We start from the raw sequence: 26,430 nt of genomic DNA on the forward strand, positions 1-26,430 counted from the left end.
GCCCCTGAGAAGTGAACGTTAAAAGCGCACTTTTCAGGGGCGTTATTTAGTAATGAAAATAAATATTTGTTCACAATCAAAATGAATGTTAGAATGAAAGCGGATTCAAATTTAAGGAAGGAGAAGCATAACGAACTTTTTTTAATTAGCAATCATTTGTTTCATAAAAATAACTATCCGAGGAGAGATGTTAATGAACAAGAAAAAAATCTTAATAGGTTTAGTATCATGTGGTATTTTATTAGCGGCTTGTGGTGTAGGAAATGAAAAAAATGATGAGTCAACGACTCCAGAGAAGGAGACTACAGGTATTAAACTTGGAACAGTTGGCGAGTTTCCCGTTGTGGAAGAAACATTAGAGATGACGATGATGGGACCAGGAGCTGGGATGGCTGAATGGAAGGACATGGCTGTTTTTCAGTCAATGGCAGATAAAACCAACATTGAATTTAGTTTCACGACACCACCAATGGCTGACTTTGCAACAAAGTTAAACTTAGCATTTGCTAGTGGTGATTTACCAGATGTATTATTTGGAACAGATGCAAATAATTTAACTCCTGAGATGGAAATGCAATATGGTGAGCAAGGAATCTTAATACCATTAGAAGAATTAATTGAAGAAAATATGCCCAACTTTCATAAAATATTAGAAGAGAATCCTGAAATACGTAAATCAATTACGACACCAAGTGGACATATTTATACCTTACCATTTATCCCTCGAGGATCCACATCCATTTGGCCTCGCTGGCCGCTTTGGTACAATGGTGAATGGTTAGACGCTTTAGGCGTGAAAGAATTACCGAAAACAACAGATGAATTTTATGATTTACTCGTTCGTTTTAGAGACGAAGACCCAAATGGCAATGGAAAAAAAGATGAAATTCCATTTACGGATGAGAAGATGGACTCTCGATTGTGGCTATTAGGAGCATTTGGTTTAACCGATCGTACAATCGAAGAAATAGATGGAACCGTTGTTTATGCACCGATTACTGAAAATTATAAAGAATTTTTAATATACATGAATAAATTATATTCAGAGAAATTAATTGACCAAGAAGTCTATTCGCAATCCGGCGAACAGAAAAAAGCTAAAGGACAAAATAACCAATTAGGTGTCTTCCCAGATTGGTATTCAATGTTTACCACAGGGAAAACCGAAAAAGAAGCAATCAATGACCCAATGTTTTTCCCGTTAACTTCAGATATTAATAAAGAACGGATTGCGCCAGCTAGTACGCGTTTAGGACGTGCAACATTTGCGATTACAAGTAAAAATCCTTCACCAGAAGCCTCTTTACGTTGGGTCGATTACTTTTATACACCTGAAGGCAGCGACTTCTTAAATGTTGGACCTGAAGGGGCATTATGGGAATATGCTGAAAACGATCAAGGGGAACGAGTACGTGTTTTCACTGAGGGTGTGGATATAGACAACACAGAAGATTCGCGTTCAAAAGTCACACCTGATTATGGCATTCCAGTACCTAAGATGAGTTTCCCTGGAAGTGAGAAAACATATACACCGATTATTGCGAATGCGAATGATAAAGTCGATACCAGTTTTAATGATTTTATTGAAGAACAAACAAATGAAAAAATCGAACCCTTCGCTAAAGTTACTTTTCCATTATTGTATTTAACAACAGAAGAATCAGAGAAAGTACGTGATATTGCGACAGATTTAAAAGCCTACGTGGAACAAATGGAAGCTAAGTTTATTACTGGTTTAGAGCCAATTGAAAACTGGGATAAATATGTGGAAACAATCGAAGGGATGGATGTAGCCACTTATGTAGAGGTCTATCAAGGAGCATATGATCGCTGGGAAAATGCAGAGTAAGAAATAAGATACTTGTAAACTAACAAGAATCATGAGATGAGCGATTACATTCATCTCATGATTTTTTGATGCGATAAGGAAGGAAAAAGCTCTTCTTTTTACGGTAGACAAATCATTCAGCCTATAGGAAAATGAAGGAGCAGTGATGATTTTTTTGAAGGAGGATTTAGCAATGAGTCAGTTAACAATGCCAGAAGGTTTCTTATGGGGCAGTGCTTCGGCCGCCTATCAAATTGAGGGTGCACATGACCTCGACGGTAAAGGTGTCTCGAACTGGGATGAATTCGTTAAGATTCCAGGGAAAACATTTAAGGAAACGACAGGAGAAGTAGCGGTTGATCATTACCATCGTTTCAAAGAAGATATTGCTTTAATGGCTGAAATGGGTTTAAAAACCTATCGTTTCTCGATTGCCTGGACACGTATTTTTCCAAAAGGTGTCGGTGAAGTCAATCAAGCCGGCGTTGATTTTTACGGAAAAATTATTGATGAATGTCTAAAATATGGGATCGAACCGATGGTCACTTTGTATCATTGGGACTTGCCACAAGCATTAGAAGAAGCTTATGGTGGTTGGGAAAATCCACAAGTGATTGACGCTTACGTGGCCTATGCGACGCATTTATTTCATGCTTACAAAGGGAAAGTCAATTACTGGATTACGATGAATGAACAAAATATTTTCACTTATTTTGGCTGGATGGGCGCAATGCATCCACCCGGTAAATTTAATGAAGAAAAAACCTACTATCAAGTTAATCACCATGCCTTTTTAGCGCATGCGAAAACCGTCTTAGCATTTAAAGAAATTATGCCAGAAGGGAAAATTGGCGCAAGTTTTGCTTATAGCCCAAGCTATGCAATTGATAGCCGTCCAGAAAACGGTATGGCAAAGCTCGATCACGACAACTTAAAGAGTTTTTGGTGGATGGATGTCTATGCCTATGGGCGTTATCCCAAAACAGCGATGCGTTATTTAGAAAAACAAGGCGTCGCTCCAACGGTTACAGAAGAGGAATTGGAAACGTTAGTCGCTGCAGCGAAACTGGTCGATTTTATGGGAGTGAATTATTATCAAACAGCCACCGTTGAGTATAATCCTTTAGACGGTGTGACACCCTTTGGAGAAATCAATACCACTGGTAAAAAAGGGACAGGGCAAGTGACTGGCGTTCCTGGTGTCTATAAAAATCCAAGTAATCCTTATTTAGAAACCACAGACTGGGATTGGGTGATTGATCCTTCTGGTTTGCGTTATGCTTGTAAAGAAATCACGAGTCGGTATGATTTACCGATTGTTATTTCAGAAAATGGTCTCGGTGCCTTTGATCAAAAAACAGCAGACAATAAAATTCATGATGATTATCGCATTGCTTACTTATCCGCTCATTTGAAAGAACTGAGACAAGCGGCAGATGAAGGTTGTGAGATTTGGGCGTATTGTACTTGGTCATTTACAGATTTATTGAGTTGGTTAAATGGCTACCAAAAACGCTATGGCTTTATTTATGTCGATCGTGACGAAGAAGGCGGGACGCTGGACCGCTACAAAAAGGATAGTTATTACTGGTACAAAGAAGTGATTGAAACAAACGGCGCAAGCTTATAAACAAAAAAACGGTAACTTTCGAAAGTTACCGTTTTTTTTAGTATCTTGTTTTCACCACTCGGGCACCAAAGGGCATTAAAGCCAATTGAGCGAGTTTAAAGGATTGTGCGGCAAAAGGAATACCGATAATCGTAATCATCAATAGGACGCCGCTGATAAAATGACCAATAGCTAGTGGAATACCACCAAAAATGATCCATAAAATATTTAATAAAAGTGACGTTGTCGAAGCATCATAAACGACTTCTTTGCCAAACGGCCAAAAACTTAGAGAAGCCAACTTGAAACATTGTAGCCCAACAGGAATCCCAATAATTGTCAGACACCAGACAACACCGATTGCGATCCAACTAAGTCCGCCGAAAAAACCACCAAAAAGAAACCAAATAATATTTCCTAATACTTTCATAAAAGCCACCTTCTTTCATTTGAATGGATACATTTATGTTAAATGATTTTTTACAAAAAAACAAATAAAAAATATCCACGATAATTGATTATCGTGGATGTTTTTTTGGGGGATACAAAATAAGGAAATTTATAGATTACATTGCCATATTCATAAGGGGGCAAATCCAGTGAATATGGCAAATGAACTATCTAGATTAAGGTAATTTGATTACATTTTCAGTATCTTTATCAAAGAATTGTGCTTTGTTGATATTGAATGATAAGTCAATCATATCACCAGGTCTGTGAACGTCACGAGCATCTACCTTAGAGATGAACTCAGTTGTTCCAATTTTCGTATAAAGCATTGTTTCTGCACCTAATAATTCAGATACAACGATCTCTGCATGGACTGTTGATTCAGGAGAAGCGTCAAGAACGATTTGCTCTGTACGGATATCTTCTGGACGAATACCAAAGACTAATTCTTTACCTTCGTAACCTTTTTCAACTAAAACTTTGTTACGTCCTTCAGGGATGCGTAATTTCAAGCCATGTCCATCTTCAATAATACCGTTGTTTAATGTTACGTTGAAGAAGTTCATTGCAGGTGATCCGATAAATCCAGCAACGAAAATGTTTACTGGTGAGTTATAAACTTCTTTAGGAGAACCGATTTGTTGAACGAAACCGTCTTTCATGATAACGATACGGTCAGCCATTGTCATCGCTTCTGTTTGGTCATGCGTTACGTAGATTGTTGTTGTTTCTAAACGGCGGTGTAATTTTGCAATTTCCGCACGCATCGCAACACGTAATTTAGCATCTAAGTTTGATAAAGGCTCATCCATTAGGAAGACTTTTGCATCACGAACGATTGCGCGTCCTAAGGCAACACGTTGACGTTGTCCACCAGATAGAGCAGCTGGTTTACGATCTAATAATTCAACTAAACCTAAAATTTCAGCAGCGTTATCTACACGTGTTTTGATTTCAGTTTTGTCGTATTTACGTAGTTTCAAACCGAAAGCCATGTTATCATACACAGTCATATGTGGGTATAAAGCGTAGTTCTGGAAAACCATCGCGATGTCACGATCTTTTGGAGCTACATCGTTGACCACGCGTCCGCCGATTGATAATTCACCTTCAGTGATGTCTTCTAGTCCAGCGATCATGCGTAAAGTTGTTGATTTACCACAACCAGAAGGTCCAACGAAAACAATAAATTCGCGATCTGCGATATCTAAGTTAAAGTCTGTTACTGAATAAAAGTCGTTATTGTCGTATTTTTTATGAATGCTCTTTAAGGCCATTTCTACCATGTCTATATTCCTTCTTTCGGTTAAATTATTTACACCCTTACTATAAATGAAAACGGTTTATCTTATCAATGGAAAGGTGCACAAAAAAAGATTCATTTCTTGTGCACCTTGTAAAAAAGTCTTATTTAAAGGTCAAAGTTAGCAAATAACAGAGAAATAGGTCATCCATTTTCTTTAAATTACAATGGGTTAACTGTTGAAACTTGTCGAGTTTGTATTGCAAGGTATTGCGATGCATAAATAAATCTTTCGCTGTCGAGCTAACATTTCCTTGGTTTTTCCACAAATTCGTAATGATTTCAATTAAATCCGCTTCTAAAAACCATTGATGGTAAAGTGTTCGCATCAAATAACTGTCTTTGACTGCTTCAGATGAAAAGAAGGCAACGCTTGCTGAAGCTAACGTATAGGCTTTTTTTTCAATCGAATGAGTCAGTTCATATTGGAAAAGGGCTTCTTCTTCATGAAGGAGACGGGTGAAATCTTCGGTATGGGCATAAAAAGAACCGACAAAAATTTTCGTATATAAATTAAAGTCGCCATCTAAAGCTAAGAAAACACCTTCTAAATCATCAATCATTAACGCTTCTTCATGATAGACTTCAACGAGTAAGGCATAGTTTTCCGTCACAAAGAAATAATCAACTAATTGAGGGAGGATGCTTTGGAGTTCGCTATTCCAGTTTTCAATCGTTGTACTATCTAGGTGATTAAATTCGACTTGAATGATTCGGTAAGTGCCAGTATCAACAGGTGGTTTTTGGTGTTCGAATAAGGCTTTAAACCAAGGATGTTCTTTCATTTGTTGACCTTGTTTACTTGGTGTACTCAGTGTTTGTAAGAGTTGGAATTCTGTTGGCGATAATTCGTTTTTAGGAATCCATAAAAACTTGTGTTGAGAAGAAAAAACAAAATAGGCAGAGTCATCCGTTGCAAAAGGATGAAGCGTGGCACCGGGATAAATTTTTTGTAGCGTTTCAATATTCATGAGGCTGCTCCTTCGTTTAGTATCTATTACAATTGTAACGAAAAATGCGGACTAGTCAAAGTCATTTCCCAAAAAGCGATAATAAAAAGGAACGATAGCATTTTAAATAATGATACAATAAAAGAAAAGGTTTGCTAATAGTAGGCGGATGAAGTGGCTCAAAAAATCATTGCGGCTATTTTTATTTCTATTTAATCATTTTAGGACTAATGTTTGTTGCATATATTTATTTTAATCAGTCATTTATATGGATAGGTGGCTTATTACTGATTTTTGGAACGCTTTGGAATTGGTATTTGTATCGAAATTTAGTGATTAAAAATAAAAAGAGTTGACAGTTGTTAAAAAATCCTGTAAAGTTTGATTCAACTTAATACAACAGACATCGAAAAGAACAGTAACTTTGTTGATTATGCTTAGAGAGTCTCTGAATGCTGGGAAAGAGATCATAAGAATAAGGTGAAACACATCTTGGAGTCGGTTTTTTGAATCAAGTAGGAAAATCCGGGTAAGCCCGTTATAGCTTCAGTCATTAGTTGATGACTTATGAAGGTTTACTTCTGTGAAGAGTAAACAAAAAAAGGTGGAACCACGTATTGAACGTCCTTTAGCTAGTAATAGCTAAAGGACTTTTTTATTTCCCTTTTTTCATCGTAAGGAACGACGAAGACTGAGTGAGACGATTTTTTGTGAGAAAAGTCGTGCATAGAAGGTGGAACCACGTTATTAGACGTCCTTTGGATTATCGATCCAGAGGGCTTTTTTTGTACATTTTTTAAAGGAGGAAAACATCAAATGAATTATTTAATTTCAGTCTTGCCTCAGTTACTTGAAGGGGCAAAAATTACGTTGCAATTATTTGTTTTTACATTAGTCGGATCGATTCCACTAGGGATTTTGTTTGCTTTTGCGTTATCGAATCGCTTGGCGGTCTTACGCTGGCCAACACAAATTTATGTGTGGTTAATGCGTGGCACACCGTTATTACTACAATTAATTTTCGTTTTCTACGGATTACCGCTGATTGGCATTGTGTTTGACCGCTTTGATGCAGCGATCTTTGCTTTTATTTTAAACTATGCCGCTTATTTTGCTGAAATTTTCCGCGGGGGAATTCAATCGATTCCGAAAGGGCAATATGAAGCTGCACAAGTCTTACGCTTGAAGCCTAGCCAAACGATTACGAAAATCATTATTCCACAAGTCTTTAAAATCACGTTACCTTCTGTGGGAAATGAAGTTATTAGCTTAGTCAAAGACACGTCGTTGATTTACATCTTAGGTTTATCCGATGTGATGCGTATGGGGAAAATCGCGATGGAACGTGACGCAACGCTTTTACCATTAGCTGGTGTGGCGGTCATTTATCTTTGTTTAACCGGTATCTTTACCTTAATCTTAAAGAAAATTGAAACACACTATAACTATTACCGTTAGGAGGTAGACAAGATGTTACAAATTAAAGGCTTATCGAAAAAATTCGGCAATAAACAAGTGATTGATCAATTGGATTTAGATATTCCGACTGGTAGTATTCTAAGTGTCGTGGGACCTTCTGGTGGTGGGAAAACAACTTTTCTACGGATCTTAGCCGGATTAGAAACGGCAGATGAAGGAACATTTTTACTCGATGGACAAGCTTTTTCACCCGAACTATTAAAAGAAGACGAACAAGTTGTCGGTGTCGTTTTTCAAGATTTCCAACTGTTTCCTCATTTATCAGTTTTCGATAATATTACGTTAGCACCGAAACTCGTGTTAAAAGAATCAAAAGAAAAGTATACCGAAAAAGCGCGCAAATTAGCCGATCAATTAGGTATTTCAGAATTACTGGAGAATTATCCATTTCAATTATCGGGTGGACAAAAGCAACGTGTGGCGCTTGCACGTGCAATGGCGATGGAGCCAAAAGTTTTGGCTTACGATGAGCCAACAAGCGCACTCGATCCTGCGCTTCGTCAACAAGTCGAAGAGTTAATTTTAGGTTTAAAAGAAAATGGTGTAACGCAAATTGTGGTAACCCACGATTTAGCTTTTGCAAAAAATATTGCGGATAACTTATTAGAAGTCAGTCCAATTAAATAGGAGGAAAAAAAGATGAAAAAGAAAACAGGTTTATTATGGTTTGCAGCAATCGGGATGGTTACCTTAGCTGCATGTGGAACAAGTAGTGAAAAAGGCAAAGAAGTGCCAAGCGCAACGGAAAAAGAAGAAGTGATTGTTGGTTTAGATGATACGTTTGTACCGATGGGCTTTCGTGATGATAAGGGTGAGTTGACTGGTTTTGACGTCGAACTTGCGACAAAAGTGTTTGAAACAGCGGATAAAAAGGTCAAATTCCAACCGATTGATTGGTCAATGAAAGAAACAGAGTTAGCCAATGGTACGATTGACATGATTTGGAATGGCTATACAGTGACGCCTGAACGTGAGAAGAAAGTGTTGTTCACGAATACGTATATGAAAAATTTACAAGTCCTAGTAACAGCCAAAACAAGTGACATCACAGACTTTGAAGGCATGAAAGACAAGAAATTAGGCGCACAAGAAGGTTCGTCTGGTTACACGACATTTAATGACCAACCAGAAGTTTTAAAAGACATTGTTGATGGACAAGATGCGACACTTTACGGCAGCTTTAACGAAGCCTTTATTGATTTGGAGCACGGTCGGATTCAAGGACTATTAATTGACCGCGTGTATGCCGAGTATTACTTAGCACAAGCAAAGAAAACAGCGGACTTTAATGTGATCGATAGTCCTTTTGAAGTGGAAGACTTTGCAGTAGGTGTCCGAAAAGACGACCAAGCATTGGCCGATTTAATTAACGAGACATTGATTGCCTTACAAGAAAACGGCGAATTTGCTGAAATTTCAACAAAATGGTTTGGTGAAGATGTGACACCTTAAATCAATCAATAAACAGGAACAAAAAAGATGAAGCGATTCATCTTTTTTGTTTGCACGGAATATCAGTCGAATTGCAGAATAGGCTTCTGGTGTGGTAGAATCGTCCTTAATCAACTGAAAGGAATGAAAGGTTGCGCTTTATTTGAATCTTAAAGAAGGAGCGTAAATTTCTGGGTGATAAGGACATGATGATTGCTGCTTAAAGGAACAAGAATAATTTATTTAAAATAGCAGGAATGAGAGGAAACACAAAATGAAAGCGCTGTTTAAAAAATATACAGATTTAGATTATCATACGGTATGTGAATTCTTAATTAAATTATCAAAAGAAGACGATAAACACATCAACTGGAATTGGGCAAGATGGGAATGGATGTCGTTTCATCCCGAATTCGATACGAATTTAACTGAAAAAATAGGATTATGGTTTTCCGATAGCGAGTTAGTAGGGATGACAACATATGACCATTATTTCGGAGAAGCTTTTTACGCTGTTAAGAAAGGCTATGAAATGCTAGAAAGAGAAATACTACAATATGCTGTTGATAATTTCAGTGATGTTAATGGACTTGGAATTGCGGTTAATCAAAAGGACAGTCATACACTGGATTTATTAAAGGAGTATGGGTTTGAAAAAAATGATAACAATGAGAATATTCTTGAGAAGTTATTTGAGGAAAATGGTTTTGATTATACTCTTCCAGTAGGAATCAGGATCAAGGAGCTGGATGTTAATCAGGACTTATACAAGCAACATAGTGTACTATGGCATGGATTTGAAAATGAAGGGGACTTACCGTTAGATCAAACAACATTGGATAAACAAAGCAGAATGCTATCGGCACCCTCTTTAAATTCCTATTTACATCTTGTCGCAGTCAATGAAGAAAACGATTTTGTTGCGTACTGTGGATGTTGGTACCATCCACAAACGGACTATGCTTATGTAGAACCTGTGTGTACGATTCCAAATTACCGTAAAAAAGGTCTAGGTAAGGCGTTGGTTTTGGAAGCCTTAAAACGAAGTCAATCTGCAGGGGCGGAGAAAGCCTATGTGATATCAGATAGCCCTTTTTATAAAAATATGGGATTTATGCAACATTCCAATTATTCATTCTATTGGAAAAAATAAAAAAGACGCATTTTATAAGAGGATAACGAGATTGAATCGAGAGAAGGAATGATAAGGATGAGTTGGAGAAACAATCGAATCAAAGCGGCAATTGAAGGTAAGAACCCGATGTTAATCAAAGAATTGTCAGGAAGTTATGTGGTTTTTGGCGATGTACAATTTTTACCAGGGTACTGTGTCTTATTACCTAAGCGTGAAGTCTTTTCATTAAATGATTTAACGATGGAAGAACGTAGTGCCTTTTTAGTCGATATGAGTGTTGTCGGCGATGCGATTTTGGCAAGTACGGATGCGATTCGGATGAACTATGATATTTTAGGCAATACCGACGCCTATCTACACGCCCATGTTTTCCCACGCTATGACTGGGAAGAAGAGCAACGTAAGAAAATGCCCGTGTGGCTATACGATTCCTCAAATTGGTCGAATGTAGAAACGGCTTATGCGGAAGAAAAACACGGCGAATTACGTCAAAAAATAGCGGATTACTTATTGAATCCATCAAAAGAATAAAAAAGTACAATGATTTTTAAAAGATTGATTGCAATCTATTTTTAATCATATTATGGTTATTCATAGGAAGTGACTGCAGTCCTTTCAAAAGAATTTTTGAAGGGAAGTTTGACAAAATGAAACCAATAATTGAAATACTACCGACGCAAAAAATCGTCTATATGAGAAACGTCGGTCCATATGGTAGTGTAGAGAATTTTCAAATGATGCAAACGTTTCAGCAATGGATTGAGGGCAATCACTTGGGAGATCGTCTAAAAGAATCGGGGATTTTGGGGATTCCATTGGATAATCCTCAACAGACACCACCAGAAGCTTGTCGTTATGATTTAGCCTTATTTATTTCAGAAAGAGAGGTAGCAAATGGTTTGGTACAAGAAAGGCTCTTTACTGGTGGGAAATATGTCGTTTTTGAAGTGCCACATACAACTGAGGCAGTTGAAAGATTCTGGTTAACGATTGATCAACAAATACAAGAAAAGCAACTGCGGTTACGCAACAGCCCGATTATTGAGCGTTTTAAAGCGGTAATTGGGACAGAACAAATTTGTGAATTTTTAGTACCGATAGAAGGATAAGTCCTAATTTAGCGGGCAAATGATAAAAAATAAAGAAAGATGAGGAAAACTTTTGTTCCCATCTTTTTTTTTGCTATAATAGATGGTGATGGAAAGAGGGATGAGATGGCGAAGAAAAAACGTCCGGCAAAAAAACGGAAAACAAAAAAACAAAAACTACAAGAAGAGAAACTAACGCTGATTAGTTTAGGTTTCTTATTTATATTATTTGCCTTATTTGGGTTATTTCAACTAGGATTTTTAGGTAATTTAATTGCGAATGGTTTCCGAGTAATCGGAGGGAACACGTATCCAGTCTTAACCATTGCCTTGGCTTTGTATGGGGCCGTATTAGTCATTCGAAACACCGAGGCTTCGATTCAAAACTATCGTCGATTAATCGGTGCATTACTGATTTATTTTGCAGTGGTCAATTTTTATCATATTCAATTATTTCAAAAAATCCAAACAGAAGAAATCTCGATATTAGGGACAACTTGGGGCTTATTACTAACCGACTTAAAAACCAATCAAGTGACTCAAAATGTTGGAGGGGGCATGCTTGGTGGGCTCCTTTATCAAACAAGTTACTTCCTTGTTTCACGAATTGGTAGCTATTTAGTAAGTGGTATTTTACTTGGAGTGGGTGGATTCTTGTGTACCCGTCTAAGCTTGCATGAATTGCTTGATTTTTTAAGTGATGTGAAAGACCATATCGGTGGTATTTTGGAAGAAAGTCCAGAAAAACAAGCCTTTAAAGCTGAAAAAAAAGAACTGCGTAAAGCGCGTAAAGCCGAAAAACAAGCAGAAAAAGAAGCACAAAAACAAGCAGAACGCGAAGCTATTTTAGCTGAAATTCGCGAACAACAAGCCAACACGGTTCGTCCAACGACAGAGGAAGAGCGCGAATCCTTTACCCCATATGAAGAACTAGAGATAGAAGCGGAACAATTAAGTTTCGTTCCAATTGACACGTTCCAAGCGTTAACTAAAGAGCCCGAAGCTGAGCCTGTTAAGAAATCAGCCAAAGCTGCTTCACAAGGAGTAAAAGAGGCGCCAGAGGAACTAGAGGATCAAGAAGATTTGGACTTTGAAATTCCGCAAGAAGTTGAAGACGAAGCGTACGAATTGCCACCTGCTCATCTGCTTCAAGCGGTCAAAGCAACCGATCAAAGTGGTGAGTACAAAAAAATCGAACGCAACATTGGTGTATTAGAGCGTACTTTTGAAAGTTTTGGCGTCGATGCAAAAGTTGTTAAAGCGAGTTTAGGACCTTCTGTCACCAAATTTGAAATTCAACCAGCAATCGGAGTTAAGGTGAGTAAGATTGTTAGCTTGACTGACGATATTGCCTTAGCTTTAGCGGCGAAAGATTTACGAATGGAAGCACCGATTCCAGGGAAATCATTAATTGGAATTGAAGTCCCAAATGATGCGGTCAGCACGGTTTCCTTTAGAGAAATGATCGAAAACAATCCAGCAGCAGAAGAAAATTTATTAGAAGTACCTTTAGGACGCGATATTTCTGGTCGCGTTCAAACAGCCGATCTAACGAAGATGCCGCATTTACTTGTGGCCGGTTCAACGGGAAGCGGAAAGTCCGTTGCAATTAACGGGATTATTACGAGTATTTTAATGCGAGCAAAACCGCATGAAGTCAAACTAATGATGGTCGATCCTAAAATGGTCGAGTTGAATGTGTATAATGGGATTCCTCACTTACTAACGCCGGTAGTGACCAATCCAAGAAAGGCCGCGCAAGCCTTACAAAAAGTTGTTAAAGAAATGGAAGAACGTTATGAGAAATTTGCTGCAGTAGGTGCGAGAAATATTACTGGTTATAATGAAATGATCAATCGCCGAAATACAGAAACAGGTGAAAAAAATCCGATATTACCATTCATTGTCGTGATTGTTGACGAGTTAGCCGATTTAATGATGGTCGCCAGTAATGAAGTTGAAGATGCGATTATCCGTTTAGCTCAAATGGCTCGTGCGGCAGGAATTCATATGATTCTTGCGACACAAAGACCAAGTGTTGACGTTATTACGGGAATTATTAAAGCCAACGTTCCATCAAGAATGGCTTTCGCCGTTTCAAGCGGGACCGATTCAAGAACGATTATTGATGGGAATGGTGCGGAAAAATTACTTGGACGAGGCGACATGCTCTTTCTACCAATGGGAGAGAATAAACCAATTCGTGTGCAAGGAGCGTTTATCTCAGATCAAGACGTTGAAGCGATTGTTTCTTTTGTTACCGATCAACAAGGCGCCAATTATGTTGAAGAGATGATGGTTACTGAAGAAGACATTAGTCCAACTGGTGCGAATGCATTAGAGGATCAAGATGAACTTTATGAACAAGCAAAAGATTTAGTCATTGAAATGCAAACGGCAAGCGTCTCATTGTTACAACGTCGTTTCCGTGTCGGTTACAACCGAGCAGCACGTTTAGTCGATCAACTGGAAGCTCAAGGGATTGTTGGTCCATCAGAAGGAAGCAAACCACGTAAGGTTTTGGTGGAAGCAACGGTTGATGTCGATGATTTCCCTTATGAAGAATTTGAATAATGAAACCAAAAAAGCATCGCTGATCCGTTGAAATCAGCGATGCTTTTTAGCGTTAAAAGTCTTTCGTGAAGTTGATTGCAATTTCACAAGATTTCCTGTATAGTGAAACCGACTCTTTTTGAAATGAGGAAAAAAATGAAACCTTCAATTTATGGCTTAGAAAAAGCAGCGTTAGAAGCATGGTTTATTGAAAATGGCGAAAAGAAATTTCGCGCCAATCAAGTGTGGGAATGGCTCTATCATAAACGCGTTATCGAATTTAGTGAGATGACCAATTTACCGAAAGAATTAATCAACAAATTAACAGAAGAATTTATTATTGACCCGTTAAATCAAGTAGTTGTGCAAGAATCTAAAGATGGCACAGTGAAATACTTGTTCCAATTACCTGATAAGCACATGATCGAAACCGTTCTGATGCGCCAAGAATATGGTATGTCGGTTTGTGTAACGACACAAGTTGGCTGTAATATCGGCTGTACGTTTTGCGCAAGTGGCTTATTGAAGAAAAGTCGCGACCTAACCGCAGGCGAAATTGTCGCTCAAATATTATCGGTTCAACGTTATTTTGACCAACAAGGTAATGGCGATCGCGTCTCACACATTGTTGTGATGGGAATTGGTGAACCATTTGATAACTATGATAACTTAATGACCTTCTTGCATGTCGTGAACGACGGGACTGGATTAGCAATTGGTGCGCGTCATATCACGGTTTCAACGAGTGGATTGGCACACAAAATCAAAGAATTTGCTGAAAATGGTTTGCAAGTCAACTTAGCAATCTCTTTACATGCACCAAACAACGAAGTGCGCACATCGATTATGCGTATTAACCGTAACTTTCCATTAGAAAAATTAATGTTGGCCGTTGATTATTACTTAGAACAAACCAATCGTCGCATTACTTTCGAGTACATCATGTTAAGTCATGTTAATGATCGTGAAGAGCATGCAGAACAATTAGCTGCTTTACTGAAAGATAAGAAAAAACTGACATATGTGAACTTGATTCCTTATAACAAAGTCAGTGAGCACGACCAATATTCACGAAGTAGTAAAGCAGATGTCTTAGCTTTCTACAACATTCTGAAAAAGCATGGCGTGAATGCCGTTATTCGTAAAGAATTTGGTACAGATATCGATGCAGCTTGTGGCCAATTACGGAGTAAACAAATTAAAAAAGATAAAGTAACTTCATAAAAGCGAAGAACAATTTGAGTTTAATCACTTAAATTGTTCTTTTTTGTCGATTTATTTGCATTACGCTAGTTATTTTTCTATGATAGATAATATCTTTTGAAAAATCTGTTTATTCAGATAATTCCAAAAATAAAAGAGGTGAGTGAATGAAAGAATTAAAAGGTTATCGGTTTCGGATTTATCCAGATGAAATCCAAAAAAAGTTTTTCGTCGAGACATTTGGTTGCGTGCGGTTCACGTACAATCATTTGTTAATGAATAAGCAAGAGCCAGGAATCGATAAAATGACTCCTGCACAATTGAAGCAAGCCCATCCTTTTTTAAAAGAAGTGGATAGTCTGGCTTTAGCCAATGCACAGCGTAATCTGGAGCGCGCATTTCGTAATTATCATAACGGACGGGCTGGTTACCCCAAGTTAAAAAGTAAAAAGAACAGCTGGCAATCGTATACGACAAATAATCAAAAGGGCACGATTCATTTATCAGAAGGGTACCTCAAACTTCCTAAGCTAAAAGAACGAGTAGCGCTTAATCAACATCGTGAAGTAAAAGGTGAAATTAAATCTGCAACGATTTCTGCAAAAAACAATCAAGAATTTTACGTTTCATTGCTTTGTTTAGAAGAAATTCCTCCATTGAAAAAAACAGGTGAAGTCGTTCATTTGAACTTTGATGAAGAGCATTTAGTACAGCTTGATCGCAAATTGATTTTGCCCAAATTTTGTCAAGAGAAACTCGAACAGAAAATTGAACAAGCTGAACGTCGCTTATCTTGCCGTAAAAAAGCAGCAAGACGTAAGAAAATTCAACTACAAAGTGCTCAAAATTATCAGAAACAAAAAAGAATTGTCGAACAATTACAGCAAGAAAAAGCGAATCAAATGAAAAATCATTTGGAACAAGTTAGCTTCTTACTAGTCAATCATTTCGATAAAATCAATATTCAAAGTCAATCTAGTAATCTAGAAGCACCTAATGCAATTCCTAATTTCCAACTAAAAGATTGGAAACAGTTTGTAAGTAAATTACGCTACAAAACGCAGTGGTATCAAAAAGAGTTAGTTAAGCAAAAATAAAAAGACCAGCCCTTCTTAATAAGAAGGGCTGGTCTTTTCGGTTTTAAGGTATACCTCATATCGTGCTGTTCTAGAAAAAGCAGATACTTGCTTATTTATCACAGCTAAACGATTTATTTATGCCTCTTGTTGAAACGGCATTTTCTGAGCAGACACTCAGAGATAAGTCACCTTCGATAAAATGAAAGAGCCATTTTGTCGAAGGCTATTCTTATCTTTCGTGTCTAAACGCTCATAAAATAGCCTCTTATCGAGACGGCATAAATTAATCAGCTGCTCAGAAATAAGCCGATCTGGAAAAAAGTGAAAAGCACACTTTGTTTCCAGATGCTTGCTTATTTATCACAGCTAAACGATTTATTTATGCCTCTTATTCTTCGACAAATATTTCTGGTTTTAATCGGTAGACTTTTGAGGGGCGGCCGATTCCGGTTGAGCGTTCGCCGACTTCTTCTAGGAATTTAAGTAGTGATTTTTTGAAATTCGAGTGATCGATTTCACGGAAGTTCAGACCTAAGAATTTTGCAAAAACTTTGCGGGCATCGGTAATCGTGAAATCTTCACCTAAGACCTGCAAGACTTGAGGTTGATTTTCCATTTTGTTAGAAATTCGTTTGAAGGCTTTTAAAATAATATCGCTGTGGTCAAAGGCGAGTGCGTCTTGACTGAGTGTCTCGCCAGTCGTTAAGTCTAAGCGAATTTCGATGTTGTCATTGGTTAAAAAGAGTTGTTCATCTTTTCTTTCGAGTGAAAACCAACGGACTTGGCTTGCGTCATCGCCCGCTTCAAGCGGTTCTTCACCAATGAAAGCCAAGTAACTGACGGTCACGACCCAACCACGAGGGTCACGATTTGGCGTACTAAAAGTATGTAGCTGCTCAATATTGTTGGCTGAGATTCGAACGCTCGTTTCTTCTTTGGTTTCACGGATGACACATTCGCCAGTTGATTCATTCGGATTGACGAATCCTCCTGGTAAGGCCCATGAATTACGGAACGGATTGGTTTTACGTTGAACGAGCAAGACCTTTAATTGGTCCGCTTCTTTGTTGTAGCACATTAGGACCATATCAACGGTGACAGATGGTTTTTCAAATTCTGGTTGTGCCTGTGTTTTATACCAAGCAAGGAATTCGGCTTCGCTTGCTTCTTGCTCATAATAATGTTTTTCTTGTTCCTTAGAGGTGAATCTCATGTTGGAGCCTCCTTGTTTAGATAAGTTCATACGCTTATTTTATCATGCTTCTTTTTTCTGACAAGTCAAAAAGCAAGAAAGCCCTCTTTTATCTTTTAAATAATCAAGATTCTAATCGAAATATAAAACGAGCTTTAAAAAATATGTTATACTAGCAAAGAATGAATTTTAGAAGGAAGAACAAGGAGGATAACAAATTCATGGCTGAAAAAGAAACATTTTATATTACGACGCCAATCTATTATCCAAGTGGTAAATTACATATTGGAAATTCTTATACGACAATTGCGTGCGATGCAATGGCACGTTACAAGCGTTTAATGGGATTTGACGTTTTTTACTTAACAGGTGTTGATGAGCACGGACAAAAAATCGAACAAAAAGCAGACGAACTAGGTGTGAAACCGCAAGAATATGTGGACCACATGGTTTCTGACATTAAAAAATTATGGCGCAAACTGGATATTAGTTACGATAAATTTATCCGTACAACAGATGATGCCCACAAAGAAGCTGTTCAAAAAATCTTCCAACAGTTGTTAGATCAAGGCGATATTTACCTTGGTGAATACGAAGGTTGGTATTCTGTTTCGGATGAAGAATATTTCACTGAAACACAATTAGCAGAAGTTTATCGCAATGAAGATGGAAAAGTCATTGGCGGAAAAGCGCCAAGTGGACATGAAGTAGAACTTGTTAAGGAAGAATCTTACTTCTTCAAAATGAGTAAATACGCGGATCGTTTACTTGAGTATTATGAAACGCACCCAGAGTTTATTCAACCAGAATCACGTAAAAATGAAATGGTGAATAACTTTATCAAACCAGGTTTAGAAGACTTAGCTGTTTCACGTACAACGTTTTCTTGGGGTGTTCCAATTACCGCTGATCCAAAACACGTCGTTTACGTTTGGATTGATGCCTTATCGAACTACATCACGGCACTAGGCTATGGCTCAGAAGACGACTCATTGTTCCAAAAATACTGGCCAGCAGATGTCCACATGGTTGGAAAAGAAATCGTGCGTTTCCATACGATTTATTGGCCGATTATGTTAATGGCACTGGATATTCCGTTACCGAAAAAGATTTATGGTCACGGTTGGTTAACGATGCAAGATGGCAAAATGTCGAAATCTAAAGGCAACGTTGTCTATCCAGAAATGTTAGTTGAGCGTTATGGTTTGGATGCGCTACGTTATTACTTATTACGTGCCGTTCCATTTGGTAACGATGGCATCTTTACACCAGAAGATTTCGTTTCTCGTGTAAACTATGATTTAGCCAACGACTTAGGGAATCTATTAAATCGTACGATTGCGATGATTAATAAATATTGTGATGGTGTTGTTCCGAATTACGCGTCAACAGTCACCGAATTTGATCGCGAATTATCAACGACTGCCGCTAATGTGATTGGTCGTTACCACCAAGCGATGGATAAAATGGAATTTAACACAGCTTTATCTGAAATCTGGACGTTAGTTTCTCGTGCCAATAAATACATTGATGAGACAGCGCCTTGGGTTTTAGCCAAAGATGAAGAGAAAAAAGCGGAACTTGACAGTGTTATGGTCCATTTAGCTGAAGCATTACGTATCTCAGCCATTTTATTGCAACCGATTATGACACAAACACCAACGAAAATCTTTGAACAACTTGGCTTAAACGCAGCTGAAATGGCCTTAAAAGATTTACGTTTTGGTGAATTCCCAGAAGGAACAAAAGTTGTTGCCAAAGGAACACCAATCTTCCCACGTCTAGAAATTGAACCAGAAGCTGACTACATTAAAGAGAAGATGGCTGAAGGTGGGGAAAACCCAACTGAAACAATGAAGTGGGACCCAGAAGAAACAGAATTTGCTTCTGTCAAAGACAAAGAAATTAAATACGAAGATTTCGATAAAGTCGAATTAAAAGTCGCGGAAGTGATTGATTGTCAAAAAGTTAAAGGTGCGGATAAGTTACTTCAGTTCCGTTTAGCAGCAGGCGACAACCAAGACCGTCAAATTTTATCAGGAATTGCTGAGTTTTATGCAGATCCAAGTGCCTTAATTGGTAAAAAAGTCGTAATTGTAGCGAACTTAAAACCGCGTAAAATGCGTGGTTTAATTAGCCAAGGAATGATTTTATCAGCAGAAAATGAAGCTGGCGAATTAAAAATCGTTGAAGCACCAGCAGGTATGCCAAACGGCTCTGTTATTGCGTAAATGATTTTGCATGCGTCATTACTTAATAGACATATGAATAATCAATAGAAAAAAGCAAGAAGCAAGGATCCTTCCCTTCTTGCTTTTTTTTCTGTTTAAAAAGGATTCTTTCGATTGCTAAAGGTTGTCACTGTTCAAAAATTTAGCGATACGTTACAATTTAGTTAGTATCCATGAAAGGAGAAAAAATGGAATTAAATTTGTCGTTACAAGAGATTACGATTCGTTTAATCATGGCTTTGGCGATGGGTGGTGTTATCGGTACGGAAAGAGAATACAAGAATCGACCAGCTGGTTTACGCACACATATGCTTGTTTGTCTAGGTGCTACAATTATTGCGTTAACTCAAGTAGAGATTGCTGCCGCAAGTTTACAACAAGCAAGAGAATTTCCTGAGCTCGTTTCTGTGTTACGTTCAGATCAAACACGTTTGATTGCGCAAATCGTTAGTGGCGTTGGGTTTTTAGGGGCAGGTACGATTATTGTTTCGAATCGATCGATTAAAGGTTTAACGACAGCTGCATCGATTTGGACGGTTGCTGGACTAGGGATTGCGATTGGTATGGGTTATTATTTAATTGCGATTTGTAGCTTTGTCGGCATTATTTTATCCTTAACGGTGATTGACCGAGTAGTCCGAGTACACACGATGAAAAAAATGGAAATTCGCTATGTGCATCGATCAGAAACAAAGGAATTTATTATGAATTATTTTGAAGAGAATAAAATTAATGTCGAAGCATTAGATTTTGATGTGGAGTTTTTTGAAGATTATCGGATTTATACAAATGTCTATACCGTTGATTTACCAGGGAAGATGAGCTATTCGCAAGTGATGGAAGATTTGTCACGCTATAAAAATATTACGAAAATTCGGATTGTCGATATTTAGTTTTTAAAATAAAGTAAAAACATTGTCAAAAGCTAGGAACTTCTTGTATAATAAAGAATGTAATTATTTTTTCATAGGGGAGTAACTGGCAGCATACAAAAGGCTGTGACAACATCACCAACCGAAATTGACGATTTCTGGTGTTGTCTTAATTAGTGAGACTTATGTATGTGTGTGACGCATACACGAGTCTATTTTTTTTGACGTCATAAAAATAGATTCGTGTGATAATATTCTAAGGAGGAAGAAAATGTCAGACGAACAAGTAAAGAAACAACAGCTGAGTCAAGCGTTCCATACTCAGACTGAAGAAGAAGTATTAAGGGATCTTAATACCTCTAAAGAAGGGTTAACTGAAAGCGAAGCGAAAAAACGTTTAGCGGAGTATGGTTCAAACGAATTAGATGCCGGCAAGAAAACGACAATGCTACAAAAATTCTTCGCACAATTTAAAGACATGATGATCATTGTCTTACTTGTTGCTGCAGCAATTTCAGCACTTGTACCAAATGCAGAAGGTCACCGTGAGTGGGTTGATGCTGTTATTATTTTAGCCGTAGTTGTGATTAACGCAATTATGGGTGTGATTCAAGAAAACAAAGCGGAGCAAGCGATTGAAGCATTAAAAGAAATGTCGACACCAGACGCGCACGTTTTACGCGATGGTCACAACATTACAATTAACAGTCACAATTTAGTTCCTGGAGATATCGTTTTATTAGAAGCTGGGGATATCGTTCCAGCCGATATGCGTTTATTCGAAAGTAGCTCACTGAAAATTGAAGAAGCGGCTTTAACAGGGGAATCTGTTCCAACTGAAAAAGAACTCGTTGTCTTAGAAGATAGCGAAGTTGGTATCGGTGACCGTATTAACATGGCATTCTCAAACAGTAACGTAACTTACGGACGTGGTAAAGGGATTGTTGTTCATACAGGTATGAACACAGAAGTTGGTAAAATTGCCAACATGTTAGCGAACGCTGACGAAACAGAAACACCATTGAAACGTAACTTAAACCAATTAGGAAAATTCTTAACGTTTGCCATCTTAATTGTTGCAGTAATCATGTTCTTCGTTGGAACAATGTTACAAGGGCACGGATGGGTTGAGATGTTATTAACATCGATTTCATTAGCGGTTGCAGCGATTCCAGAAGGATTACCTGCGATTGTAACGATTATTTTAGCGATTGGTACGCAAATCATGGCGAAACGTAATGCAATGATTCGTAAATTACCAGCCGTTGAAACATTAGGCGCAACAGATATTATTGCATCTGATAAAACAGGTACATTGACGTTAAACCAAATGACTGTTGAAAAATTATATGTTGATCGTCATGAGTATGACATTCAAGATGGTGTTCCAGCAGATACATTAGCAGTGAAAATTATGAACTACGCGAACGATTCTCGTTTTGATAAAGACGGAAAAGTTGTCGGAGATCCAACAGAAACTGCGTTAATCCAATTTGGTTTAGATTTAGGTTTCGACGTTCGTGTCGAAGTAGAAAAAGAACCACGTGTTGCAGATTTACCATTTGATTCAGAGCGTAAATTAATGAGTACGATTCATAAATTAGCAGACGGTCGTTTCTTAGTAGCTGTTAAAGGTGCGCCAGATGTCTTATTAAATCGTGTGAAAAGTCTTTTAGTTGAAGGTCAAGAATTACCAATGACCGATGAAGAAAAACAAACGATTCTAACAGCCAACACAAACATGGCCAAACAAGCACTACGCGTTTTAGGAACAGCTTATAAATTTATCGATAGTGTGCCAGAAGATCTAGATTCAGATCACCTTGAAAATGATTTAATCTTTGCTGGTTTAATCGGAATGATCGATCCAGAGCGTCCAGAAGCTGCAGGAGCAGTTAAGGTAGCAAAAGACGCAGGCATTCGTCCAATCATGATTACTGGTGACCACCGTGACACAGCAGAAGCAATTGCTGGTCGTTTAGGTATTATCAAACCAGGTGATGACGCTGCAGTTTTAACAGGTGCAGAATTAAACTTAATGTCAGAAGAAGAATTTGCTTCTAAGATTACAAACTACTCTGTGTATGCACGTGTATCGCCAGAGCATAAAGTAAGAATCGTTAAAGCATGGCAACAAGCTGGTAAAGTCGTTGCGATGACAGGTGACGGTGTGAACGATGCGCCTTCACTAAAACAAGCCGATATCGGTATCGGAATGGGTATTACTGGAACAGAAGTATCCAAAGGTGCCTCTGATATGGTCTTAGCTGATGATAACTTTGCAACAATTGTTGTCGCAGTAGAAGAAGGACGTAAAGTCTTCTCGAACATCCAAAAAGCAATCCAATACTTAATGGCTGCGAACTTAGGTGAAGTATTAACATTATTCATCATGACATTAATGGGTTGGGATATCTTATTACCAATTCACTTACTATGGATCAACTTAGTAACGGATACATTCCCAGCTATTGCATTAGGAATGGAACCTTCTGAAGGAAACTTAATGGCACGTAAACCTCGTGGAAAGAATTCAAACTTCTTCTCTGGCGGTGTTATGAGCAGTATTATTTATCAAGGGATCTTAGAAGCCGCAACAGTATTGTTTGTTTACTGGTCTGCTATCCAATGGCCAGCACACACAGCGTCAAACGTAGTTGATTTAACAGCAACTCAATTGTATGACTTACAACACGCAGATGCATTGACAATGGCCTTTGTAACATTAGGCTTAATGCAATTGTTCCATGCCTTCAACGTGAAATCAGTCTACCAATCAATCTTTACAGTTGGACCATTCAAGAACAAACCATTTAACTGGGCAATCCTGTTATCATTTGTTCTAATGATGGGTATCGTGATTATCCCAGGATTAAACGATATCTTTAAAGTAACACCACTTGAAGCATCACAATGGGGAATCGTTGTGGGCGCGTCATTTGCGATTGTACCAGTCGTTGAGGTTGTTAAATTCATCCAACGTCGTATGGGTAAAATCTAAAAAAGATAAAATAAAAACGGTTTGGAAAACTCTTTTTCCAAACCGTTTTTTTAGTGCTTTTCTATTTTTAGAAAACAAGGTAAAATAGAACTATGAAGAAAAGAAAGTAGGGAACCCTAGTGAGACCAAATCTCGGTTTTTATATCCAAAATATTAATAAAATTGTGCAAGACACAGAAGAAATTGGTGAAGGCTTAAATCCAAAGTACGAAGAAATTCGCCAAGCCATTGATAACGATACGCTAAGTGAATTGACAGCAGATAAATTAACTGCCATTATCGAAAGCTTTGAAAAAGGAACGGAAAAATATCAAGCGATGTTACAACAAATCAGTAAATTACGCCCACCAGCACAAGTTTTAGGCATCCACAAAAAATTTGAACGTTCGTATACAAATTACGTCAAAGGCTGCGAAGAGATGATCGCCAGCTTAGCAAATAATCAAGTCGACGTTGAAGCTTTCAACGCAGCTGAAGCCATTCAAGATGAAGCGACAGATGGGATTTCATTCTCCATTCAACGTTTGACTAGTGCATTATTAAAAAGATAAGTACAAATGAGTAATAAAACAAGAGATATCTAATAAAACTATTAGCTGTTTTTTATGTTAAAGTTGGCGTGATAGGATATACTCTATGTATAACCAACAATAACCTTTTTATTTTTCATTTACTCCTAACCAGAGTAAACTCCTTTTAATCACTCGACCTAACCAATCGAGTGGTTTTTTTATTTTATATTGATACATCAACGTTTAAAGCACATAGGCGATAACTTTGGAAGAATATTTCTTTCGAGTTATCGCCTATTTTTTGTGTCTGAAAAGTGAGAGGTCCGTCCATTTGTCCGTCCCTTGCATTAAAAGCCAACAAAACTTGCGAATTTTGTAGCTGTTTTTTCTTTTTCTTCAGGCATGACATGAGAATAGATCTCTAATGTAATGGTTATGTCTTTGTGGCCAAGTCGTTCACTTACTTCTTTAATTGGAATACCTGCCTGCAGGAGTAAACTTGCATGGGTATGTCTAAAGTGGTGAGGTGTGATTCTTGGCAACTTATACTTACGAATAATGCTTGTTAGCCACTGGTTAGGAATGGCCAACTTGTGTAACTGACTCTTTTCGTCTAACGTTTCATTAATCAGTTGAGTTTGTCCGTGGAGAGAAGCTCGAATGCAGCGAATTGTAAAACGATTATTCATTATTTAACTGTTGAATGTGATGAAAAGAAACCAACCAAGAATAGAAATCTAGTTATCGTGAATAACGGCATCTGTAATCGCTCAAAACAAGCATTAGAGCCATTCACTCTTCATTATGTATTCGTTAATAAGGTAGCAACAAACTACGTTGAAAATGCAAACGAACCAAGTTTCAGTGATTGGCATTTTAGTAGCTGGATCAAAGAATTATCTGATGATAATGCTAGTAAAGAACGGCTACTGTGGCAAATCTTTGCAATAGCCATTAATAGTAATTATATTTCTGAGGTAGCAGTGTTTTTCTTGAGTGAGGAAGGACGAACAGGGAAATCGACCTTTCAAGATTTACTGATTTCACTTGTTGGCCGACAAAATACAACAAATTTAAAAATACGTGAATTTGAAAAAGATTTTAAACTAGCAAGCACTTACGGCAGTTCTTTAGTTGTTGGAGATGACAATAACAGCAAAGATTTTAATGAGACAAGCGAGAATTTTAAGTCTGTTATAACTGGTGAAACAGTTCTTATCAATCCAAAAGGGAAAGAGCCATTTACTACTCGTTTAACGCCTTTCGTTGTTCAATCGATGAATGGCATAGCGAGGTTCAAAGATGTATCATACGGTTTGTTAAGAAGGCTTAGAGTCGTTCGTTTCAACCATAGTTACAAGGGAGAAAAGAATAATCGAAGAATTAAAGAAGAGTACATTCATGATAGGGGATTACTTGAGTTTATTCTTTCGAAAGTCATCAACCTTCAATTTGATGAAGTAGAGGATACGGCTGAAAGTCAACAAATTATAGGGGAAATCAGACGAGATAACGATGCTGTTTATTCCTTCTATGAAGATGTTTTTCCAGAACTTCAAAGTGAGCGGTTGCCAATGAAATTTATATTTGATTTGTTCCGTGCCTGGAGTGATTCCGAAAATAACCCAACCAAAATGAAACAGAACACTTTCACTAAAGAAATCAAAACAATCGCTGAACATAATGAATGGATGTATTCAAGAAATAATTTGGCACCTCTGAAATTTTTTGCTCATATTGATAAAGAATTTTTTGATAGTTTAGATCAGGGATATAAATATAAAGGAAATGTCGATACAGAAAAGAAACAGCCTTTACTTTGGAAAGATGGCAACAAAGCTACAAATTAGCAACATATAAAATTGATTTGTTGCCTAACTAAATGTTGATATATCAGTATTTGTAATGCTTATAGTAACAAAGCAACAATATATTTAATAAAAAGTAAATATAAATAATAATGCATATAAAATGTTACTTTTTTATATTTAACAATTTTCTTCATTTATTTGTTGTCTTTGTTGCTTTTCTTAAAAATAAGAGCTGTGAACGTTCTTTGGAGTAGCGTTACAGGCTATGGTGAAGTTTGGAACGTATGTGCCAGAGAACAACGGTAAAGCGATTGTTAAAGCGAAATTAGTGACTGTATAGGTTAGTGAGTATGAACGGTTTACACATCATGTGTAGGCCGTTTATTTGTTGTGTGTGAAATGCAGGTTTAGTTATTTATAGAATACTTTGCGAGAACAGAGTATAATGAAATAGAAGTGCAAGCCACTTGAGTTGAAAAATCGTGTGGTTAAATTTGGAAAGATAGGTGAATGACCTTGGAGAATAAAAAACTAAATATCATTGAAAATCCTGAATATGATTGGGGTCCAGAAAATGACAACTTGAGTTTTGAACAATATTCTGATTGGTCTTTAGAGGATATTGATAAAGAACTAGAGCAGCTGGAAAAAATAAATTTAATAAGTTTAGAAAAACAAAAATAGCACTCACTAACGAAACGTT

General features: G+C 37.6%; 22 protein-coding genes and 1 other annotated feature. Of the genes, 17 read left to right on the plus strand and 5 right to left on the minus strand.

Features of this window, described 5'->3' with window-relative positions; all coding sequences use genetic code 11:
* The first annotated feature begins 187 nt into the window (after nucleotides 1–187).
* Both IEV09_RS09680 and IEV09_RS09685 read left to right on the plus strand, forming a co-directional pair.
* Nucleotides 188–1,849, plus strand: a complete 1,662-nt coding sequence (locus IEV09_RS09680) for an extracellular solute-binding protein (RefSeq protein WP_373281482.1) — start codon at nucleotides 188–190, stop codon at nucleotides 1,847–1,849.
* A gap of 172 nt (nucleotides 1,850–2,021) precedes the next feature.
* The gene (locus IEV09_RS09685; RefSeq protein ID WP_188368099.1) at nucleotides 2,022–3,458 is read left to right on the plus strand and encodes a glycoside hydrolase family 1 protein; all 1,437 of its coding nucleotides are present in this window, start codon (nucleotides 2,022–2,024) and stop codon (nucleotides 3,456–3,458) included.
* A gap of 37 nt (nucleotides 3,459–3,495) precedes the next feature.
* Here the strand turns inward: IEV09_RS09685 and IEV09_RS09690 are convergent, their stop codons facing one another.
* From IEV09_RS09690 to IEV09_RS09700, 3 genes are all read right to left on the minus strand, one after another.
* Nucleotides 3,496–3,867, minus strand: a complete 372-nt coding sequence (locus tag IEV09_RS09690) for a YccF domain-containing protein (RefSeq protein ID WP_188368100.1) — start codon at nucleotides 3,865–3,867, stop codon at nucleotides 3,496–3,498.
* Between the two features lie 196 nt (nucleotides 3,868–4,063).
* Nucleotides 4,064–5,173, minus strand: a complete 1,110-nt coding sequence (locus IEV09_RS09695; RefSeq protein WP_188368101.1) for an ABC transporter ATP-binding protein — start codon at nucleotides 5,171–5,173, stop codon at nucleotides 4,064–4,066.
* 121 nt (nucleotides 5,174–5,294) lie between these two features.
* A complete protein-coding gene (locus IEV09_RS09700) occupies nucleotides 5,295–6,161 on the minus strand; it encodes a helix-turn-helix domain-containing protein (RefSeq protein ID WP_188368102.1) in 867 nt (288 codons plus the stop codon).
* A 376-nt stretch (nucleotides 6,162–6,537) separates the two neighbouring features.
* Nucleotides 6,538–6,772: a binding site (T-box leader), on the plus strand.
* A gap of 184 nt (nucleotides 6,773–6,956) precedes the next feature.
* On the opposite strand from IEV09_RS09700, the gene IEV09_RS09705 reads away from it, so the two are divergent.
* The 9 genes from IEV09_RS09705 to IEV09_RS09745 all read left to right on the plus strand — a co-directional run bounded on the left by IEV09_RS09705 (nucleotide 6,957) and on the right by IEV09_RS09745 (nucleotide 16,126).
* Nucleotides 6,957–7,598: an amino acid ABC transporter permease gene (locus IEV09_RS09705; RefSeq protein WP_188368103.1), complete on the plus strand. Its 642-nt coding sequence runs from the start codon at nucleotides 6,957–6,959 to the stop codon at nucleotides 7,596–7,598.
* A 12-nt stretch (nucleotides 7,599–7,610) separates the two neighbouring features.
* Nucleotides 7,611–8,246, plus strand: a complete 636-nt coding sequence (locus IEV09_RS09710; protein ID WP_188368104.1) for an amino acid ABC transporter ATP-binding protein — start codon at nucleotides 7,611–7,613, stop codon at nucleotides 8,244–8,246.
* A gap of 12 nt (nucleotides 8,247–8,258) precedes the next feature.
* The gene (locus tag IEV09_RS09715) at nucleotides 8,259–9,071 is read left to right on the plus strand and encodes an amino acid ABC transporter substrate-binding protein (protein WP_188368105.1); all 813 of its coding nucleotides are present in this window, start codon (nucleotides 8,259–8,261) and stop codon (nucleotides 9,069–9,071) included.
* Nucleotides 9,072–9,324: 253 nt separating this feature from the next.
* Complete coding sequence (locus IEV09_RS09720; protein ID WP_188368106.1) at nucleotides 9,325–10,203, plus strand: GNAT family N-acetyltransferase; 879 nt, start codon at nucleotides 9,325–9,327, stop codon at nucleotides 10,201–10,203.
* 57 nt (nucleotides 10,204–10,260) lie between these two features.
* Nucleotides 10,261–10,716 carry an HIT family protein gene (locus IEV09_RS09725; RefSeq protein WP_188368107.1) on the plus strand — a complete coding sequence of 152 codons (456 nt, stop codon included), beginning with the start codon at nucleotides 10,261–10,263 and terminating at the stop codon, nucleotides 10,714–10,716.
* 116 nt (nucleotides 10,717–10,832) lie between these two features.
* Nucleotides 10,833–11,294: an AraC family transcriptional regulator gene (locus IEV09_RS09730; RefSeq protein WP_188368108.1), complete on the plus strand. Its 462-nt coding sequence runs from the start codon at nucleotides 10,833–10,835 to the stop codon at nucleotides 11,292–11,294.
* A 105-nt stretch (nucleotides 11,295–11,399) separates the two neighbouring features.
* Complete coding sequence (locus IEV09_RS09735; RefSeq protein WP_188368109.1) at nucleotides 11,400–13,847, plus strand: DNA translocase FtsK; 2,448 nt, start codon at nucleotides 11,400–11,402, stop codon at nucleotides 13,845–13,847.
* Nucleotides 13,848–13,982: 135 nt separating this feature from the next.
* Nucleotides 13,983–15,050 (plus strand): dual-specificity RNA methyltransferase RlmN, encoded by a 1,068-nt coding sequence (gene rlmN / locus IEV09_RS09740; protein WP_188368110.1) that lies wholly within the window; start codon nucleotides 13,983–13,985, stop codon nucleotides 15,048–15,050.
* Nucleotides 15,051–15,196: 146 nt separating this feature from the next.
* Complete coding sequence (locus tag IEV09_RS09745) at nucleotides 15,197–16,126, plus strand: RNA-guided endonuclease TnpB family protein (protein ID WP_188368111.1); 930 nt, start codon at nucleotides 15,197–15,199, stop codon at nucleotides 16,124–16,126.
* A gap of 370 nt (nucleotides 16,127–16,496) precedes the next feature.
* Here the strand turns inward: IEV09_RS09745 and IEV09_RS09750 are convergent, their stop codons facing one another.
* Nucleotides 16,497–17,321: an NUDIX hydrolase gene (locus IEV09_RS09750; RefSeq protein ID WP_188368112.1), complete on the minus strand. Its 825-nt coding sequence runs from the start codon at nucleotides 17,319–17,321 to the stop codon at nucleotides 16,497–16,499.
* Between the two features lie 200 nt (nucleotides 17,322–17,521).
* Here IEV09_RS09750 and metG point away from each other — a divergent pair, with 200 nt between their 5' ends.
* The 4 genes from metG to IEV09_RS09770 all read left to right on the plus strand — a co-directional run bounded on the left by metG (nucleotide 17,522) and on the right by IEV09_RS09770 (nucleotide 23,955).
* Nucleotides 17,522–19,531 (plus strand): methionine--tRNA ligase, encoded by a 2,010-nt coding sequence (gene metG / locus IEV09_RS09755; RefSeq protein WP_188368113.1) that lies wholly within the window; start codon nucleotides 17,522–17,524, stop codon nucleotides 19,529–19,531.
* Nucleotides 19,532–19,719: 188 nt separating this feature from the next.
* Nucleotides 19,720–20,424: an MgtC/SapB family protein gene (locus IEV09_RS09760; protein WP_188368114.1), complete on the plus strand. Its 705-nt coding sequence runs from the start codon at nucleotides 19,720–19,722 to the stop codon at nucleotides 20,422–20,424.
* A gap of 250 nt (nucleotides 20,425–20,674) precedes the next feature.
* Nucleotides 20,675–23,404 (plus strand): cation-translocating P-type ATPase, encoded by a 2,730-nt coding sequence (locus IEV09_RS09765; protein ID WP_188368115.1) that lies wholly within the window; start codon nucleotides 20,675–20,677, stop codon nucleotides 23,402–23,404.
* A 119-nt stretch (nucleotides 23,405–23,523) separates the two neighbouring features.
* Nucleotides 23,524–23,955 (plus strand): hypothetical protein, encoded by a 432-nt coding sequence (locus IEV09_RS09770; RefSeq protein WP_188368116.1) that lies wholly within the window; start codon nucleotides 23,524–23,526, stop codon nucleotides 23,953–23,955.
* A 308-nt stretch (nucleotides 23,956–24,263) separates the two neighbouring features.
* On the opposite strand, the gene IEV09_RS09775 is transcribed toward IEV09_RS09770, so the two are convergent.
* Nucleotides 24,264–24,605: a site-specific integrase gene (locus IEV09_RS09775; RefSeq protein WP_188368117.1), complete on the minus strand. Its 342-nt coding sequence runs from the start codon at nucleotides 24,603–24,605 to the stop codon at nucleotides 24,264–24,266.
* 57 nt (nucleotides 24,606–24,662) lie between these two features.
* Between IEV09_RS09775 and IEV09_RS09780 the strand changes: the two genes are divergently transcribed.
* Nucleotides 24,663–25,766: a phage/plasmid primase, P4 family gene (locus tag IEV09_RS09780; RefSeq protein WP_229731699.1), complete on the plus strand. Its 1,104-nt coding sequence runs from the start codon at nucleotides 24,663–24,665 to the stop codon at nucleotides 25,764–25,766.
* Nucleotides 25,767–26,243: 477 nt separating this feature from the next.
* Nucleotides 26,244–26,411 (plus strand): hypothetical protein, encoded by a 168-nt coding sequence (locus IEV09_RS09785; RefSeq protein ID WP_188368118.1) that lies wholly within the window; start codon nucleotides 26,244–26,246, stop codon nucleotides 26,409–26,411.
* Nucleotides 26,412–26,430: the final 19 nt, after the last annotated feature.

The sequence above is a fragment of the Enterococcus alcedinis genome (assembly GCF_014635985.1).
GTDB lineage: Bacteria > Bacillota > Bacilli > Lactobacillales > Enterococcaceae > Enterococcus_I > Enterococcus_I alcedinis.

Excerpts from the sequence above, each read along its gene's own strand:
- IEV09_RS09775 (WP_188368117.1), bottom strand. The coding sequence starts at position 24,605 with ATGAATAATCGTTTTACAATTCGCTGCATTCGAGCTTCTCTCCACGGA.
- rlmN (WP_188368110.1), top strand. The coding sequence starts at position 13,983 with ATGAAACCTTCAATTTATGGCTTAGAAAAAGCAGCGTTAGAAGCATGG.
- IEV09_RS09710 (WP_188368104.1), top strand. The coding sequence starts at position 7,611 with ATGTTACAAATTAAAGGCTTATCGAAAAAATTCGGCAATAAACAAGTG.
- IEV09_RS09715 (WP_188368105.1), top strand. The coding sequence starts at position 8,259 with ATGAAAAAGAAAACAGGTTTATTATGGTTTGCAGCAATCGGGATGGTT.
- IEV09_RS09745 (WP_188368111.1), top strand. The coding sequence starts at position 15,197 with ATGAAAGAATTAAAAGGTTATCGGTTTCGGATTTATCCAGATGAAATC.
- IEV09_RS09750 (WP_188368112.1), bottom strand. The coding sequence starts at position 17,321 with ATGAGATTCACCTCTAAGGAACAAGAAAAACATTATTATGAGCAAGAA.
- IEV09_RS09695 (WP_188368101.1), bottom strand. The coding sequence starts at position 5,173 with ATGGTAGAAATGGCCTTAAAGAGCATTCATAAAAAATACGACAATAAC.
- IEV09_RS09765 (WP_188368115.1), top strand. The coding sequence starts at position 20,675 with ATGTCAGACGAACAAGTAAAGAAACAACAGCTGAGTCAAGCGTTCCAT.
- IEV09_RS09685 (WP_188368099.1), top strand. The coding sequence starts at position 2,022 with ATGAGTCAGTTAACAATGCCAGAAGGTTTCTTATGGGGCAGTGCTTCG.
- IEV09_RS09705 (WP_188368103.1), top strand. The coding sequence starts at position 6,957 with ATGAATTATTTAATTTCAGTCTTGCCTCAGTTACTTGAAGGGGCAAAA.
- IEV09_RS09735 (WP_188368109.1), top strand. The coding sequence starts at position 11,400 with ATGGCGAAGAAAAAACGTCCGGCAAAAAAACGGAAAACAAAAAAACAA.
- IEV09_RS09690 (WP_188368100.1), bottom strand. The coding sequence starts at position 3,867 with ATGAAAGTATTAGGAAATATTATTTGGTTTCTTTTTGGTGGTTTTTTC.
- IEV09_RS09700 (WP_188368102.1), bottom strand. The coding sequence starts at position 6,161 with ATGAATATTGAAACGCTACAAAAAATTTATCCCGGTGCCACGCTTCAT.
- IEV09_RS09725 (WP_188368107.1), top strand. The coding sequence starts at position 10,261 with ATGAGTTGGAGAAACAATCGAATCAAAGCGGCAATTGAAGGTAAGAAC.
- IEV09_RS09730 (WP_188368108.1), top strand. The coding sequence starts at position 10,833 with ATGAAACCAATAATTGAAATACTACCGACGCAAAAAATCGTCTATATG.
- metG (WP_188368113.1), top strand. The coding sequence starts at position 17,522 with ATGGCTGAAAAAGAAACATTTTATATTACGACGCCAATCTATTATCCA.
- IEV09_RS09760 (WP_188368114.1), top strand. The coding sequence starts at position 19,720 with ATGGAATTAAATTTGTCGTTACAAGAGATTACGATTCGTTTAATCATG.
- IEV09_RS09680 (WP_373281482.1), top strand. The coding sequence starts at position 188 with ATGTTAATGAACAAGAAAAAAATCTTAATAGGTTTAGTATCATGTGGT.
- IEV09_RS09720 (WP_188368106.1), top strand. The coding sequence starts at position 9,325 with ATGAAAGCGCTGTTTAAAAAATATACAGATTTAGATTATCATACGGTA.